Raw genomic sequence first — 16,314 nt, forward strand, 5'->3', positions numbered from 1 at the left:
ACGCCGTTTGGTTCAGGAGTGGTTCCGTGGATTTCCAGCTCACCCCCGCGCAGTCCGACCTGCGCGAACTCGCCCGCACGTGGGTGGACAAGGAAGTCGTGCCGTATGCCGCACAGTGGGATCGCGACGAATCGGTGGACCCGGCGATCGTCGGCAAACTCGGCGCGCTGGGCTTCCTCGGCATCGGGATCGCCGAGGAATACGGCGGCTCCGGCGGCGACACCTTCGACTACTGCCTGCTGCTCGAGGAGCTCGGGCGCGGCGACAGCGCGGTGCGCGGCATCGTGTCGGTCTCGCTCGGATTGTTCGGCAAGTCGATCGCCGCGTACGGCACCGAGGAGCAGAAGCACCGGTTCCTGCCCGGGATCTGTGCCGGTTCGCTGCTCGGCTGTTTCGCGCTGACCGAACCCGGCACCGGCTCCGATGCCGCGAACCTGGACACCCGCGCGACCCGCGACGGGTCGGACTGGGTCCTCTCCGGCACCAAGATCTTCATCACCAACGGCACCTGGGCCGATCACGCGCTGGTGTTCGCGCGGACCGGCGGACCGGGGCCCAAGGGGGTCACCGCGTTCGTAGTGCCCACGGACGCACCGGGTTTCGGCCGGACCGAGATCAAGGGCAAGCTCGGCCTGCGCGGCCAGGCCACCGCCGAACTCGTCCTCGACGGGGTTCGGGTGCCCGACGCGCTGCGACTCGGCGAGGAGGGCCAAGGCTTCCGGATCGCGATGTCGGCGCTCGACAAGGGTCGCATCGGGGTCGCGTCCGGGTGCGTCGGTGTGGCCCGCGCCTGCCTCGAGGCCGCCGTGCGCTACGCCGGTGAGCGTGCGCAGTTCGGCAAGCCGATCGCCGGCTACCAGCTGGTCCAGGAACTGCTGTCCGATATCGCCGTCGCGACCGACGCCGCACGCCTACTCGCTTGGCGCGCCGCCGATCTCGCCGACCGGGGGGAACCCTTCGGTACCGCGGCGTCGATGGCGAAGCTGTTCGCCTCCGAAGCCGCGGTCTCCGCTGCCAACAACGCGATCCAGGTGTTCGGCGGCTACGGCTACATCGACGAATTCCCCGTCGCCAAGTATCTGCGCGACGCCCGCGTGCTGACCCTCTACGAGGGCACCACCCAGATCCAGAAACTGCTCATCGGGCGCGCGCTCACCGGCGTGAACGCCATTGTCTGACACAGGAGTACGACCCATGACCCACAGAACTGCCTTCGTCACCGGTGCGGCCCGCGGTATCGGTGCGGCGACCGCGGCCCGCTTGGCTCGAGACGGCTTCACCCTGGCCGTCGTCGATCTCGACGCCGACGCCGCGGTACTGGCCGCCGGGAAGATCAACGCGGCGGGCGGTACCGCGATCGGCCTCGGCTGCGACGTCGCCGACGAGGCGCAGGTGAACGACGCGGTGGCGCGCACCGTGGCCGAACTCGGCTCGCTCGACGTGCTCGTGAACAACGCGGGGGTGCTGCGCGACAACCTGCTGTTCAAGATGTCGGTCGACGACTGGGACACGGTCATGGCAGTACACCTGCGCGGTGCGTTCCTGTGCAGCAAAGCCGCGCAGAAGCACATGGTGGACAACGGTGGCGGCGCCATCGTCAACACCTCGAGTGTCTCGGCGCTCGGCAACCGTGGCCAGGGCAACTACGCGGCGGCGAAAGCCGGCATCCAGGGTCTGACCCGCACTCTGGCCATGGAACTGGGCCCGTTCGGGATTCGCGTCAACGCCGTCGCCCCCGGCTTCATCGCCACCGAGATGACCGCGGCCACCGCGGCACGGATGGGCGTGAGCGCTGAGGAGCTGCAGGCCAAGACCGCCGGGATCACCCCGCTGCGACGGGTCGGCGTGCCTGCCGATATCGCGAACGTGGTCGCGTTCCTCGCTTCCGACGATGCCGGGTTCGTCACCGGACAGACCGTGTATGTCGACGGCGGACGCCGTCTCTAGATTTCGGAGAACCATCATGCAGAGAGCAGTTTTCAACGAGGAGCACGAGGCGTTCCGCAAGACCGTGCGCGCGTTCATCGAATCGCAGGTCTCGCCGGTCTTCGACCAGTGGTACGAGGCGGGTATCGTGCCTCGCGAGTTCTACGGCCGGCTGGCCGACCTCGGGGTGTTCGGGATCGAGGTGCCGGAGGAATACGGTGGCGCCGGGATCGAATCGTTCAAGTTCCAGGCGATCCTGCTGGAGGAAACCACCCGCGCCGGTGTGTCTTTCGGCGGTTCGGGCGTGCACGTCGGCCTGTGTCTGCCGTATCTGAAGAATCTCGCGACCGACGAGCAGAAGCAGCGCTGGCTGCCGGGTTTCGTCACGGGCGAGATCATGTTCGCGATCGCGATGACCGAGCCCGGCACCGGCTCCGACCTCGCCGGAATGCGAACCACCGCACAGCTTTCCGACGATGGCACGCACTATGTGCTCAACGGTTCCAAGACCTTCATCACCGGTGGCGTGCATGCCGACCGGGTGATCGTGTGCGCGCGGACCGCCCCGGCGTCGGACACCGATCGCCGCCACGGGATCTCGCTGCTCGTCGTCGATACGAAGTCGCCCGGATACGCGGTGGGACGCAAACTGGACAAACTGGGTCTGAAGGTGTCCGACACCGCCGAGCTGTCCTTCACCGACGTGCGGGTTCCGGTCTCGGACCTGCTGGGCGAGGCCGACAAGGGTTTCGGTTACCTGGGCCAGAATCTGCCACAGGAACGGCTCTCGATCGCGCTCGGTGCCTACGCCCAGGCCAAGGCGGCGATCCGGTTCACCCTCGAATACACCAGGGGCCGTACCGTTTTCGGTCAGCCCGTCGCGCAGTTCCAGAACACCAAGTTCGAACTGGCCGCCTGTCAGGCCGAGGTCGACGCGGCCGAGGCGGTCGTCGACCGGGCCCTGGAGGCACTCGACCGCGACGAGCTCACCGCCGCCGACGCGGCCTCGGCCAAACTGTTCTGCTCCGAGGTGGCCTCGCGGGTGATCGACCGCTGCCTGCAGTTGCACGGCGGCTACGGCTACATCAACGAGTACCCGGTGGCCCGCCTGTACGCCGACAACCGGGTCAACCGGATCTACGGCGGCACCAGCGAGGTCATGAAGATGATCATCGCCAAGGACATGGGCTTGTGAACACCACGAACGCCACTCTCTCGCTGGCGAGCATTCTCGCCGAACCTGCCCGCCGCCGGCCGAACCACCTCGCGCTGATCGAAGGCGACACCCGCATCACCTTCGCCGATCTGTGGCGCCAGGCCCGCGAACAAGCGGGTGCCCTGATCGCGCGTGGCCTGAAACCCGGTGACCGGGTGGGGTTGCTGTGCCCGAACACCGCGGACTTCCCGCGTGCCTACTTCGCCATCCTGGCCGCGGGCGCGACGGTCGTGCCCGTGCACCTGCTGCTCACCGCGCCGGAGATGGAGTACGTGCTGCGCGACAGCGGTGCGTCGCTGCTGATCTGTCATCCGATGGTCGCGGCGACGGGTACCGAGGCCGCGAGGAATGCGGGCATCGATGTCGTCGCACCCGAAGAGCTTGTCGGCGAGGCGATCTCGAACTTCGTTTCGCGTGGTCCCCTCGATACCGCCGTCGTTTTCTACACCAGCGGCACCACCGGTACACCCAAGGGCGCCGAACTCAGCCATCTCAACATGGTGATGTGCGCGACGGTGAACACGTTCGACGCCAACGAGATCCACCGCGACGACATCGCCCTCGGCGCGCTGCCGCTGTTCCACGTGTTCGGGCAGACGGTGTCGATGAATTCGCAGTGGCGGATCGGCGCCACGCTGGTGCTGATGCCGAGATTCGATGCGGCCGCGGCGGTTTCGCTGATGGCGGCCGAGCGGGTCAACCTGTTCCACGGTGTGCCGACCATGTATCTGTCGTTGATCGAGGCGGCGGCTTCGGCACCGGAATTGCCTGCGCTGAAGCTGTGCATCAGCGGTGGCGCCGCACTGCCGGTCGCCGTGCTCGAGGAATTCGAACGGGTCTTCCACGCGCCGGTGCTCGAGGGATACGGCCTGTCGGAGACCTCACCGACCGCCGCGGTGAACCAGCCGTGCTTCGGTACCGAAGCGGGCACCGTGGGGCATCCGGTGTGGGGAGTCGACGTGGAGATCGCCGATCCCGCCATCACCGATCGCATCGAAATGCTGCCCGTCGGCGATGTCGAGGAGGTGGTGGTGCGCGGGCACAACGTGTTCGGCGGCTACACCGGCAGGCCGGAGGCGACCGCCGCGGCCGTGGTCGACGGTTGGTTCCGGACCGGCGACCTCGGTACCCGCGACAAGACGGGCCGGGTGCGCATCGTCGACCGGATCAAGGAGATGATCCTGCGCGGCGGCTTCAACGTCTATCCGACCGAGGTCGAGGCGGCCCTGATGCGCCACCCGAAGATCGCGCAGGTCGCGGTGATCGGCGTGCCCGATGCGCGTTACGGTGAGGAGATCATGGCGGTCGTGGTGCCGGACGGCGCGCTGACCGAACAGGAAGTGATCGAATTCGCCAAGCTGCGGGTCGCGAAGTACAAGTACCCGCGCCGGGTCGAATTCGTCACCGAGCTACCACTCGGGCCCACCCACAAGGTTCTCAAACGCGAACTGCGCCAACATTTCGGAGGAGCGGCATGACCACGGACTTCGCTGATTTCGACGCCGTGCGTGCCGCGGTCGGAACCGAACTCGGCCCCAGCGACTGGGTCACCGTCGACCAGCGCCGCATCGACCTGTTCGCCGAAGCCACCGGCGACCACCAGTGGATCCACGTCGACGCCGAACGCGCCGCCGCGGGCCCCTACGGCACCACCATCGCCCACGGCTTCCTCACCCTGTCGCTGATCGTGCCCATGACCCAGCAGATCATGACCGTCAGCGCCGCGAAGGCAGGCATCAACTACGGCCTCGACCGAGTCCGCTTCCTCACCCCGGTCCCCGTCGACAGCCGCATCCGCGCCCACCTCACCCTCACCGAAGTCACCGAAGTCCCCGGCGGCTTCCAGATCCACCGCCATGTCATCGTCGAACTGGAAAACGCCGACCGCCCGGCCTGCGTAGCCGACTCGATCGCTCGCTGCCTTTTCTGAACCGACGACGGCGCCCGTTCTGCTCGGTGATCGGGGCCTAGGATCTAACCGTCGGCGAGGTAGCGTTCGACGGTTTCGACCTTGCTGTGCAGCGCGTCGGTGACCCCGGGCCGGATATCGGCCTTGAGAACGAGGCTGCAGCGGGGCGCGCTGACGAGGATGGCGTCGGTGGCTGCCTTGATCACGGCCATCACCTCGTCCCATTCGCCCTCGATCGTGGTGAACATCGCGTCGGTGCGGTGCGGGAGACCCGAAGCGCGGACCACGCGGACGGCAGCGGCGACCGCTTCGCCTACCGAGCCGTCGTGGTGGGCGGAACCGCTGGGAGCGACGGAGAAGGCGACGAGCATAGTGGTCCTTTCGGTGGGTGGTCTCATGGTCGCTGGGCCCGGGCCCAACTGTGCGCCGACGCGCGGGGGAGTGGACGCGACCATTACCCTCTATCGAGTGGCGATATCCAAGGTCGAGCGGCTGATGAATCTGGTCATCGCGCTGCTGTCGACCAGGCAGTTCCTGAGTGCGGAACGTATTCGCGCCAGCGTGGCAGGTTACGAGGACTCCGCGACCGACGAGGCGTTCAGCCGGATGTTCGAGCGCGACAAGAACGAATTGCGCGATCTGGGCATTCCCCTGGAAGTCGGTCCGGTGGGCCGGTTCTCGACACTCGAGGGGTACCGGATCAACCGGGACGCCTACGAGCTGCCCGATATCGACCTGTCGAGCGAGGAAGCCGCGGCGGTCGCCGTCGCGGTGCAGATGTGGGCCTCACCGGAATTGGCGGGCGCCGCCGAGGGCGCGCTGTTGAAGCTGCGCGCGGCCGGGGTCACCGTCGAGACCGACAACGTCGGGGTTTCGGTGCCCGCGGTGCCGGCCCGCACCCGCGGCTCGGAACCGGTGCTGCGGGAACTCCTCGCTGCGATCGACGCGGGTCAGGCGGTGCGTTTCGGACACCACAGCGCCGTCACCGATCCGTTCGTGACCCGCGATGTCGAACCGTGGGGTGTGGTGACCCGGCACGGGCGCTGGTATCTCGTCGGGCACGACCGCGAACGTGACGCCGTTCGCACCTTCCGGCTGTCGCGGATCGGTGGCCAGGTGCGGCCGTACGGTCCGGTCGACGCGGTGCACAAGCCCGCGCACACCGACCTGCGCGCGATCGTCGACCGGGTCACCGGCGATGCGCCCGTCACCGGGTCGGCCACCGTGTGGGTTGCCAAGGGCCGTGGACGCGAATTGCGCCGTATCGGCACCGAAATCGATACCCGGGATCTGGGCGGTCGCCCCGGCTCGGTGCTCGAGGTGCCGGTCCGGTCCAGGGACTGGGTGGCCCGGCTGATCACCGGCCTCGGCCCCGATGTCCTCGTTCTCCAACCACCGGAACTGCGCGCCGACGTGATGAACCGGCTACGGTCGGTACTCGACCACACGGAGGTCACGTCGTGAGTTCGCGTCTGTCCCTACGCCTTTCGCGCCTGCTGAACATGGTGCCGTACCTGCTCGCGCACCCAGGCATCAGCGCGGCCGAGGCCGCCGCCGAACTGGGTGTGACCACCAAACAGCTGATGAGCGACCTCAATCAGCTGTGGATGTGCGGGTTGCCCGGCTACGGTCCCGGCGATCTGATCGACCTGTCGTTCTCCGAGGAGAGCATCGAGGTCACCTTCTCGGCCGGCATCGAGCGGCCGCTGCGGCTGACCTCCACCGAGGCCACCGCACTGCTGGTGGCACTGCGCTCGATCGTGGAAATGCCGGGCATGGTCGACCCGACCGCCGCGCACGCCGCCATCGCCAAGATCGAATCGGCGATCGCGAGCACCGATGCGGTCGTCACCGGCAAACCGGTCGAGGTCCCCGTCGAAAAGCCGGTGGTCGCGACCGTGCGTGCCGCGCTCGCCGACGCGCGGGCCCTGCGCCTGGTCTATTACTCGGCCAGCCGAGACGAGGTGTCCGAACGCATCGTCGACCCGATCCGGGTGGTGCTGGTCGACAACAACAGCTACCTGCAGGCCTGGTGCAGGCAGGCCGAAGGTGTTCGCCTGTTCCGGTTCGATCGGATCGAGGACGCCACCGAACTCGACGAACCGGCGCACCCGCCCAGCCACGCCGCCAACGACGCGGCCGCACTCGACCTGTTCCAGGACGACCCGGCCGTGCCGCTGGCCCGGCTGCGGATCCGCGCCGACTACGCGTGGGTGCTCGACCAGTACCCCATGCACCGGATCGAATCACGCGCCGACGGGAGCATCGAGGCAGGCATGCGCTTCGCCTCGCCGGACTGGATGGCCCGGTTGCTGCTCGGCTTCGGCACCGGCGTCACCGTGCTCGGGCCGTCGGAACTGGTGGCGGCCGTGCGCATGCGCGCCGACGCCGCCCTGGCCGCCTACGCGGCCGCCGGACTGGTGGGGGAGACCGAGCCCGCGTGAGTCAGCGAGTACTTGTGCTCGGCGCGGGCAGCGTCGGAGTCTTCATCGGCGGTCACCTGGCCGCCGAGGGCATGGAAGTGATCTTCGTCGGCCGTCAGCGCATCCTCGACGACATCGCCGAGCACGGCCTGCGCCTGACCGATCTGGACGGCGGCTCGACCGAGGTACCGCCCGACCGGTTCGGCCTCGCGCTCGAACCCGACGAACCCGAACTGGCCGACCTGGTCCTGGTGACCGTGAAATCCGCAGGCACCGCCGCCGCGGTCCGTGCCGTCGCGGGCCGATTACGCCCCGGCACGCCGGTCGTGAGCCTGCAGAACGGCATCGGCAACGCCAGCGTGATCAGAGAGATCCTGCCGACCAGCATCGCCCTGCCCGGGATGGTGATGTTCAACGTGGTGCATCGCGGCCGGGGGTGTTTCCACCGTGCCAGTGACGGCGACGTCGCGATCCAGGACGATCCGGTCGTCGACCGCTTCGCCGACCGTTTCCGCGCGGCGGGCCTGCCGCTGCGCCGGCACCGCGACCTGCGTCCGGTGCAATGGGCCAAACTGCTGCTCAATCTGAACAACCCGATCAACGCACTGTCGGGCAGGCCGCTGCGCGAGGAGCTCGCCGAGCGCGACTACCGACGCTGCCTCGCGCTGACCCAGTCCGAAGCACTCGCCGTGATGAACACTGCGCGAATTCGCCCCGCGCAGCTCACCCCCGTTCCGCCCGAGTTGATGGTGCATTTGCTGCGTGTTCCCGACGCTGTCTTCCGGCGGGTGTTCGGCCGGGTGCTCGCGATCGATCCGATCGCTCGCTCGTCGATGGCCGATGACCTCGCGCTCGGCCGACGCACCGAAATCGCGTGGTTGTGTGGGGAAATAGTGCGTCTTGGCGAGATGGTGGGGCACCCGACGCCGGTCAATCGGCGGCTGACGGAGCTGATCCGGATCGCCGAGTCCGGCGACGCCACGCGATTCACCGGAAGCCGGTTGTTCGCCGAGCTGACCGGGGCGGCGGCCGCTGTCACGGATTGAACGCGTGGCGAACACCGCTGCGGCTGGGCGTTCATCGCGGTCCGAACCCAGGTAGCATCGGTAATCACCACAGTCTTTGGAGGTATCTGATAATGGGCACGTTCAGCTGGACGCACCTGCTGATCATCGCGTTGCTGTTCGTTCTGCTCTTCGGCGCGAAGCGGCTTCCCGACGCGGCACGCGGCCTCGGCCGCTCGCTGCGCATCTTCAAGAGCGAGGTCGGCCAGATGCAGGCGGAGTCGACGACTTCCGACGCACCGCAGGCCGGCACGGCCACCCCTGCGCCGCAGCAGCAGTTGTCCGCGTCCGCGACACCGGCGCAGACCCCGATCGTCGAACCGCAGCAGGGCCACAAAACCCTCTGACCTCGGCCATCACCCCGGGGCGGTAGTGACCGCTCCGGGGCGAAGTGCTGTGTAGTCGAGCATCCGCCGAACCGAGGGTTAGAGGCCACCACCCACTATGCGCATCCCGTTCGATCCCCGGCGCACCAAGCGCAGGACGAATCCCGACGGCACCATGTCGTTGGTCGAGCACCTGCAGGAATTGCGCACCCGGCTGTTGCTGGCGCTGGCCGCGATCGCGGTGACCACGCTGATCGGCTTCTACTGGTATGCCCACACCCTCTTCGGGCTCGAGAGCCTCGGCGAGATCTTGCGCGGCCCCTACTGCGCGCTGCCCGAATCGGCGCGGGCCACCCTGACTCCTGACGGCGCCTGCCGATTGCTCGCCACCGGACCCTTCGACCAGTTCATGCTGCGGTTGAAGGTCGGGTTCACCGCCGGTGTCGTGATCGCGACGCCGTTCTGGCTGTATCAGCTGTGGGCGTTCATCACCCCGGGGCTGTACGCGAAGGAACGCAAGCTCGCGGTCGGGTTCGTGGTGACGGGCTCGGTGTTGTTCGTGACGGGCGCTGTCCTGGCCTATGTGGTGGTGTCGCACGCGTTGTCGTTCCTGATGACCATCGGCGACAACGTCCAGATCACCGCGCTGAGCGGTAACCAGTACTTCGGCTTCATCATCCAGTTGCTGATCATCTTCGGCGTCAGTTTCGAGACTCCGTTGATCATCATCGGGCTGAATCTGGTCGGGGTGCTGCCCTACGCCAAGCTCAAGGCGTGGCGGCGCGGGATGATCTTCGGCCTGTTCGTCTTCGCCGCGATCGTCACACCGCAGGACCCGTTCTCCATGCTCGCGCTGGCGATCGCGCTGACCGTGTTGTTCGAGCTCGCGGTCCAGTTCTCGCGGTTCAGCGACGCTCGCAAGGCCCGCCGGGAGGCGAAGGAGGGCTGGGGCACGCTCGACGACGAACAGGCCTCACCGCTGGAGACTCCCGAACCGGTGGCCTCCGCCGATCCCGTGCGTGAGCCGGAGAAAACCGCGCGCCCGGTGTCGGACTACTCCGATACGCTCTGAGGGGTGACCGACACTCCGGGGCTGCCCAGCGAACTGGCGAAATTCGCCGGCGAAATCTCCTTCGATCTGGACCCCTTCCAGAGCACCGCGTGCGCGGCGTTGGAAGACGGGCACAGCGTGCTCGTGTGCGCCCCCACCGGTGCGGGCAAGACGATCGTCGGTGAGTTCGCCGTGCACATGGCGCTGGCCTCGGGCGGCAAGTGCTTCTACACCACGCCGATCAAGGCGCTGTCGAATCAGAAGTTCGCCGACCTGACCGCCCGCTACGGGCGCGACAGTGTCGGCCTGCTCACCGGTGACCAGTCGATCAACCCCGGCGCGCCGGTGGTCGTGATGACCACCGAGGTACTGCGCAACATGCTCTACGCGTCCTCGGACTCGCTGCACGGCCTGTCCTACGTCGTGATGGACGAGGTGCACTACCTGGCCGACCGATTCCGCGGTGCGGTGTGGGAGGAGGTGATCCTGCACCTGCCGCCGGACGTGCGCCTGGTGAGCCTGTCGGCGACGGTGTCCAACGCCGAGGAGTTCGGCGCGTGGATGGAAACCGTGCGCGGAGACACCGCGGTGGTGGTCGACGAGACCAGGCCGGTGCCGCTGTGGCAGCACGTGATGGTCGGGCGGCGGATGTTCGACCTGTTCGACACCAAGTCCAGCGATCGCAAGGTCGTGGTCGACGAAGACCTCGTACGGTTCATCCGCCAGCGCGAGAGCGCCGACCGGATGAACGGCTACGGCGGTCCGCGCGGGCGAGGCGGTCGCGGTGGCAACTTCCGTCCGCTGCCGCGACCGGACGTCCTCGCGCGCCTCGACGAGGAAAACCTGCTGCCCGCGATCACGTTCATCTTCAGCCGCGCGGGCTGCGACGGCGCGCTGGCTCAGTGCCTGCGCGCCCGCCTCGATCTGAGTCGTCCCGGCGAGGCCGCGCAGATCGACGAGATCATCGAAAAGCACACCGGCGACCTTCCCAAGGGCGATCTGGAGGTGCTCGGCTACTGGGAGTGGCGCGAGGCCCTGCACCGCGGCCTGGCATCCCACCACGCCGGCATGCTGCCCGCGTTCCGGCACACCGTCGAGGACCTGTTCGTCAAGGGTCTGGTGCGCGCGGTGTTCGCCACCGAAACCCTGGCACTCGGCATCAATATGCCCGCTCGCACGGTGGTTCTCGAGCGCCTGGTGAAGTTCAACGGTGAAACCCACGCCGAGCTGACTCCCGGCGAGTACACCCAGCTCACCGGTCGTGCGGGCAGGCGCGGCATCGACGTCGAGGGCCACGCGGTGGTGCTGTGGCAGCCCGAGGTGGACACCAGTGCGGTGGCCGGCCTCGCCTCCACCCGCACCTACCCGCTGCGCAGCTCGTTCCGGCCCGGCTACAACATGTCGATCAACCTGATCGACCGGATGGGTGCCCAGGAGGCCCGAACCCTCCTCGAACGGTCGTTCGCCCAGTTCCAGGCCGACCGGTCGGTGGTGGGGCTCGTCCGTGGCATCGAACGCAACGAGGGCGCGCTGCGCAAGCTGGAGAGTCAGCTCGGTGGCGTCGACGGCGATTTCATGGAGTACCTGTCGCTGCGGGACCGGATCAAGCAGCGTGAGCGCGATATCCAGCAGCAGGGCCGGGCAGACCGGCGCGGCGCCGCGGTGAAAGCGCTGATCGGCTTGCGTCGTGGCGATGTGGTGTCCATCCCGGTGGGCAAACGGTCCGGGCTCGCGGTGATCCTCGAACCCGACCAGACACCCGGCGACCCGCGGCCACTGGTGCTCACCGAGGACCACTGGGCCGGACGGGTGTCCGCGGCCGATTTCCCGGAGCCCGCCGAAGCGCTCGGGCGGATGGATCTGCCGCGCCGGGTCGATCACCGGACCGCGCGCATCCGCCGCGACTTGGCCTCGGCGTTGCGCGGTACCGGAATCTCGGCTCCGCGCCGGGGCAAGCGCAACGATCGTGTTCGGGGCGGCGAAGACCGTCAACTCTCGACGCTGCGGCGCAGTCTGCGTTCCCATCCCGCGCACGATCGTCCCGATCGGGAGCAGCTGAGCCGCACCGGCGAGCGGTATTCGCGGCTCGCCCGCGAGACCGAGACGATGCGCCAGAAGGTTGCCGCGACCACGAATTCGCTGGCACGCACCTTCGATCGGATCGTCGGGCTGCTCGAGGAACGCGGGTTCGTCGCCCACGGTGAGGTGACCGCCGACGGCAGGCGGCTGGCCCGGATCTACGCCGAGAGCGATCTCGTAGTAGCCGAGGCCTTGCGTCAGGGTCTGTGGCGCGGACTCGGCCCGGCCGAGCTCGCCGCGGTGGTATCGACGCTGGTCTACGAATCACGCCAGGAAACCGGACTGCTGACCCCGGCGGGGCCAACCGACCCGATCCGGCGGGCCGTCGCGGCCACCATCGAAGTGTGGTCGGACCTGCGCTCCGACGAGGTGCGGCACAAACTCCCGCCCACCCGCGAACCCGATCTGGGGTTCGTCACCGGGGTGTACAAATGGGCGCGCGGTGACGCGTTGGCCGAGGCGTTGCTGGCCAGTGGCGACCAGGGCACCACGATGTCGGCGGGCGATTTCGTGCGGTGGTGCAGGCAGGTGATCGATCTGCTCGATCAGATCCACAACACCGCCGACGACCCCGAGATCGCCTCCACCGCGGCCAAGGCGGTGCGTGCCGTACGGCGGGGTGTCGTCGCGGTGGACGCCGCGTAGTCGGGGCGTCTGTGATTTGATTTCTTCGCGTACCGACCGTGAGGCGGATGTCGTGCGAATGCGGCAGGCCCGGCGCGGGGGGCTACCGTATGGACTAATGATGCGAGTGGAGGCGAGTGGATGAGCGGCCCTTACGGACCGAACAACCCCGGGGAGGGGAACAACGATCCCACCCAGCACTGGGGGGGTCAGCAAGGGGCCGGTGGCGCCGGTCCCACCCAGCACTGGGGTGGCGCGCAGCAGCCGCCGCAACAGGGCGCCCAGCCCACTCAGCAGTGGGGTGACCCGAACCAGCAGCAGCCGCAGCAGCAGTGGGGACAACAGCCACAGCAGCCACAGCAGCCGTGGGGTCAGCAGCCGCAGCAGGGCGGCGTGCCGCCGCAGCAACCGACCGGACCGCAGCAGCAGTGGGGTCAGACCCAGCCGCCTCCGCAGGACTGGAACAACCAGGCCGCCAACGCGCAGCAGCAGTGGGGCCAGCAGCCCGCGCCGCAGCAGCAGTGGGGCCAGCAGGCCGCGCCGCAGCAGCAGTGGGGCCAGCAGCCGCAGCAGTCCTCCGGCGGTAAGAGCAAGGGTCTGATCATCGGGCTCATCGCCGCGGGCGTGCTCGTGGTCGCCGCGGTCATCGGTCTGCTCCTGGTCGTGCTCTCCTCGGACGAACTCGACAACGCGGCCGTGCAGGACGGTGTCTCGCGCGTGCTGAAGGACTCCTACGGCATCGCCGACGTCTCCGATGTCAGCTGCCCTTCCGGCCAAGCGGTCGAGGTCGACGCGACCTTCACCTGCGACCTGAAGGTCAGCGGCGAGGCGAAGAAGGTCACCGTCAAGATCACCAAGGAAGACGGCACCTACGAGGTCGGCCGCCCCAACTAGGCGCTCGCACTACGTTTTCCGGGCCGTCCGCGATTACGCGGGCGGCCCGGTGTCGTTTGCGGTGTCGAGGGTCCGGATTGACGGTGGCCCTGTCGCGAACTGGTCAGTCGGCGTGTGCCGCGGTCAGCGCGGTGACCAGGCGGGTGATCGGACTCTCGGCGTTGTACTCGGCGGCCAATGCGAGCAGCCGGTCGGGGTCGGCCGGGGTGGCGGGCAGGACATCCGGACGCGACAAGACGACATCGGCATCGCGGACGACCCGCACCACCGGTGCGGCGACCTTCAGATAGTCCTGCGCGGCAACGAGTTTCGCACGCACACCCTTGGCGATATCGGAACCCGGATCGGCGACGGCGTCCATGAGAGCGTCGAGCGAGCCGAACTTCGTGATCAGCTGGGCGGCGGACTTGTCGCCGATGCCCGCCACGCCGGGAAGGCCGTCGGAGGCGTCGCCGCGCAGGGTCGCCATGTCGGCGTAGGCGGGTCCCGCATTCTGTTCGGGGACACCGTATTTCGCCGAGAGCTCCGCCGGGCCGAACAGTTCGGCCTTGGCCAGACCGCGACCGACGTAGAGCACCCGGACCGGTGGGGCGGGCTCGTCGCGCACCAACTGCAGCAGGTCGCGGTCACCGCTGACGACGACGACCGGATCGGTGCGTTCCCGGCTCGCGAGGGTGCCGAGCACATCGTCGGCCTCGAGGCCGTCCGCGCCGCCGGTGGCGATGCCCGCCGCGGCCAGCACCTCGAGGATCATCTCGACCTGCGGGGTGAGGGTGTCGGGCACCTCCTCCGCGCCGGGCGCCGCACTGGTGCTGGTGTCGAGTCGGTGCGCCTTGTACGAAGGCACGAGCGCCACCCGGAACGGTGGCCGCCAATCGAGGTCGAGCCCGACGACGAGCCTGCTCGGGCGATGCTTGGTGACCAGCGAGGCCACCATGTCGGTGAAGCCGCGCACCGCGTTCACCGAGCGCCCGTCCGCGCCCCTGAGCTTGTCGGGGATGGCGTAATAGGCGCGGAACCAGAGGCTGGCGCCATCGAGGATCAGCAGGGGTCCACGGGTGCTCTCGTCAGCGGTCACCCGGTGATTGTGCCCCGAACCACCGACACCGTGGCCGTGGCCGTGCCGATGGGCGTCGGTGGCTGCCGCCGGGGCGGGGCGGGTAACGTCGGATCCTATGAGCGCGCACACGGATGCCAGGTTCGCGGCGAAGGTCTACGGTCAGCGTCTGGAGCGGGCGGTCGAGTTGATGCGGGCGGCGCATCTGGACGCCCTGCTGATCACCCCAGGGCCCGACCTGCGCTACCTGATCGGTTCGGCCGCGGAATCCTTCGAGCGGCTCACCTGCCTGGTGATCCCGGCCGACGGAGCGACGCCGTCGGTGGTCATCCCGAAGCTCGAACTGGCCTCCCTCGGTGATTCCGCGGCGGGCGAACTCGGCCTGCAGGTGCTCGACTGGGTCGACGGCGTCGATCCGTACCAGCTGGTCCGATCGATCCTGCACGCCGGTTCCCGCATCGCGGTCGCCGACGCCATGCCCGCCCTGCACCTGATCCCGCTCGCCGAATCGACGACCGGGCTGCCCGCCTCGGCGACGCCGGTGCTCCGCGAATCACGAATGATCAAGGACGAGGCCGAGATCGACGCGCTGCGCCGAGCGGGCGCGGCCATCGACCGCGTGCACGCACGGATGGGCGAATTCCTCCGTGCGGGCCGCACTGAGGCCGAGGTGAGTGCCGATATCACCGCCGCGATCGTCGAGGAAGGCCATACCGAGGCGGCGTTCGTCATCGTCGGCAGTGGCCCGCACGGTGCCGACCCGCACCACGAGGTGTCCGATCGCGTCATCGAAGCGGGCGATGTGGTCGTCATCGATATCGGTGGCCCAGTCGAACCCGGCTACTACTCCGACTCGACCCGCACCTACGTGCTCGGCACCCCGAGCCCGGAGATCGTCGAAAAGATGGCGGTCCTCGAGGCTGCCCAGGCCGCCGCGGTCGCGGCGGTGCGGCCCGGGGTGAGCGCGGAGTCCATCGACGCCGCCGCTCGCGCCGTGCTGGCCGACGCGGGTCTGGCCGACGCCTTCATCCACCGCACCGGGCACGGCATCGGCCTGTCGGTGCACGAGGAGCCCTACATCGTGGCGGGCAACGACCTGGTGCTCGCGCCGGGTATGGCGTTCAGCATCGAGCCGGGAATCTACTTCCGTGGTGCGTGGGGTGCGCGGATCGAGGACATCGTGGTCGTCACCGAGGGCGGCGTGGAATCGATGAACAACCGGCCGCACGGCCTGACGGTGCTGTAAGCGGCGCCGGCTATTTCAGCGTGCTCGAGGAGAGCACCCGGCGCACCTGAATCGCGACGACGACCCGCGTCGGATTCACCCGGGGCACCCGGTATCGCTCGGTGTAGCGGCGGACGGCCTCCGCGACGTCGGCGCTGTCGTCGAGCACCGTCGCCGGCCCTTCGAGGGTGAGCCAGCGCGCCCCGTCGACCTGGCTCACCGCCGCGTAGCCACCGCGTCCGGCATTGCGCGCCTTCACCGACGCGCCATCGGTGATCACGCGGGCGATCCCGCTGTCGGGGTCCCAGGTGAATCCCACCGCGACCACGTGTGGGGTGCCGTCGGCGCGCAGCGTGGTGAGCGTGGCCAGGTGCCGCTCGGTGACGAACTCGAGGGCGGCGGGGGAGAGCTGTGTGGTGGCGGTCGGCATGCCGGAAACGGTAGCCGGGCCGACCGGCTGACACCTGCGCGGGTTTCGTCCGCGAGCCATCCGTACGGAACCGAGGCGGGCCGGAACCGG

The 16,314-nt window shown here is 68.6% G+C and carries 16 protein-coding genes; 13 read left to right on the forward strand and 3 right to left on the reverse strand.

Annotated elements, in window-relative coordinates:
- Positions 1 to 26 precede the first annotated feature (26 nt).
- Genes ACFWPK_RS25140 through ACFWPK_RS25160 form a run of 5 tightly spaced genes read left to right on the forward strand, consistent with a single transcriptional unit; the run spans position 27 to position 5,072 of the window.
- Positions 27 to 1,178, forward strand: coding sequence for an acyl-CoA dehydrogenase family protein (locus tag ACFWPK_RS25140; RefSeq protein WP_378919672.1), 1,152 nt, complete (start codon positions 27 to 29; stop codon positions 1,176 to 1,178).
- A 16-nt stretch (positions 1,179 to 1,194) separates the two neighbouring features.
- Positions 1,195 to 1,947, forward strand: a complete 753-nt coding sequence (gene fabG / locus ACFWPK_RS25145) for a 3-oxoacyl-ACP reductase FabG (protein ID WP_378919674.1) — start codon at positions 1,195 to 1,197, stop codon at positions 1,945 to 1,947.
- A gap of 16 nt (positions 1,948 to 1,963) precedes the next feature.
- Positions 1,964 to 3,121: an acyl-CoA dehydrogenase family protein gene (locus ACFWPK_RS25150; protein WP_378919676.1), complete on the forward strand. Its 1,158-nt coding sequence runs from the start codon at positions 1,964 to 1,966 to the stop codon at positions 3,119 to 3,121.
- Entirely contained in the window at positions 3,118 to 4,620 is a 1,503-nt protein-coding gene (locus ACFWPK_RS25155) for a long-chain fatty acid--CoA ligase (protein WP_378919678.1), read from the forward strand. Before ACFWPK_RS25150 ends, ACFWPK_RS25155 begins: the two co-directional genes overlap by 4 nt.
- Positions 4,617 to 5,072 carry a MaoC family dehydratase gene (locus tag ACFWPK_RS25160; protein WP_378919680.1) on the forward strand — a complete coding sequence of 152 codons (456 nt, stop codon included), beginning with the start codon at positions 4,617 to 4,619 and terminating at the stop codon, positions 5,070 to 5,072. Before ACFWPK_RS25155 ends, ACFWPK_RS25160 begins: the two co-directional genes overlap by 4 nt.
- Positions 5,073 to 5,116: 44 nt before the next feature.
- Here ACFWPK_RS25160 and ACFWPK_RS25165 read toward each other — a convergent pair whose 3' ends face one another.
- Positions 5,117 to 5,422, reverse strand: a complete 306-nt coding sequence (locus tag ACFWPK_RS25165; protein ID WP_378919682.1) for an MTH1187 family thiamine-binding protein — start codon at positions 5,420 to 5,422, stop codon at positions 5,117 to 5,119.
- Positions 5,423 to 5,519: 97 nt separating this feature from the next.
- Here ACFWPK_RS25165 and ACFWPK_RS25170 point away from each other — a divergent pair, with 97 nt between their 5' ends.
- The 7 genes from ACFWPK_RS25170 (at position 5,520) to ACFWPK_RS25200 (ending at position 13,512) form a co-directional block, all read left to right on the forward strand.
- Complete coding sequence (locus ACFWPK_RS25170; protein WP_378919684.1) at positions 5,520 to 6,515, forward strand: helix-turn-helix transcriptional regulator; 996 nt, start codon at positions 5,520 to 5,522, stop codon at positions 6,513 to 6,515.
- The gene (locus ACFWPK_RS25175; RefSeq protein ID WP_378919686.1) at positions 6,512 to 7,495 is read left to right on the forward strand and encodes a helix-turn-helix transcriptional regulator; all 984 of its coding nucleotides are present in this window, start codon (positions 6,512 to 6,514) and stop codon (positions 7,493 to 7,495) included. The genes ACFWPK_RS25170 and ACFWPK_RS25175 overlap by 4 nt, the downstream gene beginning before the upstream one ends.
- Positions 7,492 to 8,520 (forward strand): 2-dehydropantoate 2-reductase, encoded by a 1,029-nt coding sequence (locus ACFWPK_RS25180; protein ID WP_378919688.1) that lies wholly within the window; start codon positions 7,492 to 7,494, stop codon positions 8,518 to 8,520. Before ACFWPK_RS25175 ends, ACFWPK_RS25180 begins: the two co-directional genes overlap by 4 nt.
- Positions 8,521 to 8,612: 92 nt before the next feature.
- Positions 8,613 to 8,885: a Sec-independent protein translocase subunit TatA gene (gene tatA, locus ACFWPK_RS25185; protein ID WP_378919690.1), complete on the forward strand. Its 273-nt coding sequence runs from the start codon at positions 8,613 to 8,615 to the stop codon at positions 8,883 to 8,885.
- Between the two features lie 97 nt (positions 8,886 to 8,982).
- Positions 8,983 to 9,936: a twin-arginine translocase subunit TatC gene (gene tatC, locus ACFWPK_RS25190; protein WP_378919692.1), complete on the forward strand. Its 954-nt coding sequence runs from the start codon at positions 8,983 to 8,985 to the stop codon at positions 9,934 to 9,936.
- A gap of 3 nt (positions 9,937 to 9,939) precedes the next feature.
- Positions 9,940 to 12,639 carry a DEAD/DEAH box helicase gene (locus ACFWPK_RS25195; protein WP_378919694.1) on the forward strand — a complete coding sequence of 900 codons (2,700 nt, stop codon included), beginning with the start codon at positions 9,940 to 9,942 and terminating at the stop codon, positions 12,637 to 12,639.
- A gap of 120 nt (positions 12,640 to 12,759) precedes the next feature.
- The gene (locus tag ACFWPK_RS25200; RefSeq protein WP_378919695.1) at positions 12,760 to 13,512 is read left to right on the forward strand and encodes a DUF4333 domain-containing protein; all 753 of its coding nucleotides are present in this window, start codon (positions 12,760 to 12,762) and stop codon (positions 13,510 to 13,512) included.
- 103 nt (positions 13,513 to 13,615) lie between these two features.
- On the opposite strand, the gene ACFWPK_RS25205 is transcribed toward ACFWPK_RS25200, so the two are convergent.
- A complete protein-coding gene (locus ACFWPK_RS25205) occupies positions 13,616 to 14,590 on the reverse strand; it encodes a 5'-3' exonuclease H3TH domain-containing protein (protein WP_378919697.1) in 975 nt (324 codons plus the stop codon).
- A 97-nt stretch (positions 14,591 to 14,687) separates the two neighbouring features.
- Between ACFWPK_RS25205 and ACFWPK_RS25210 the strand changes: the two genes are divergently transcribed.
- Positions 14,688 to 15,815, forward strand: a complete 1,128-nt coding sequence (locus ACFWPK_RS25210; RefSeq protein ID WP_378919699.1) for a M24 family metallopeptidase — start codon at positions 14,688 to 14,690, stop codon at positions 15,813 to 15,815.
- 10 nt (positions 15,816 to 15,825) lie between these two features.
- On the opposite strand, the gene ACFWPK_RS25215 is transcribed toward ACFWPK_RS25210, so the two are convergent.
- Positions 15,826 to 16,224, reverse strand: coding sequence for a PPOX class F420-dependent oxidoreductase (locus ACFWPK_RS25215; RefSeq protein WP_378919701.1), 399 nt, complete (start codon positions 16,222 to 16,224; stop codon positions 15,826 to 15,828).
- Positions 16,225 to 16,314: the final 90 nt, after the last annotated feature.

The organism is Nocardia sp. NPDC058519, from assembly GCF_042719755.1.
Lineage (GTDB): Bacteria > Actinomycetota > Actinomycetes > Mycobacteriales > Mycobacteriaceae > Nocardia.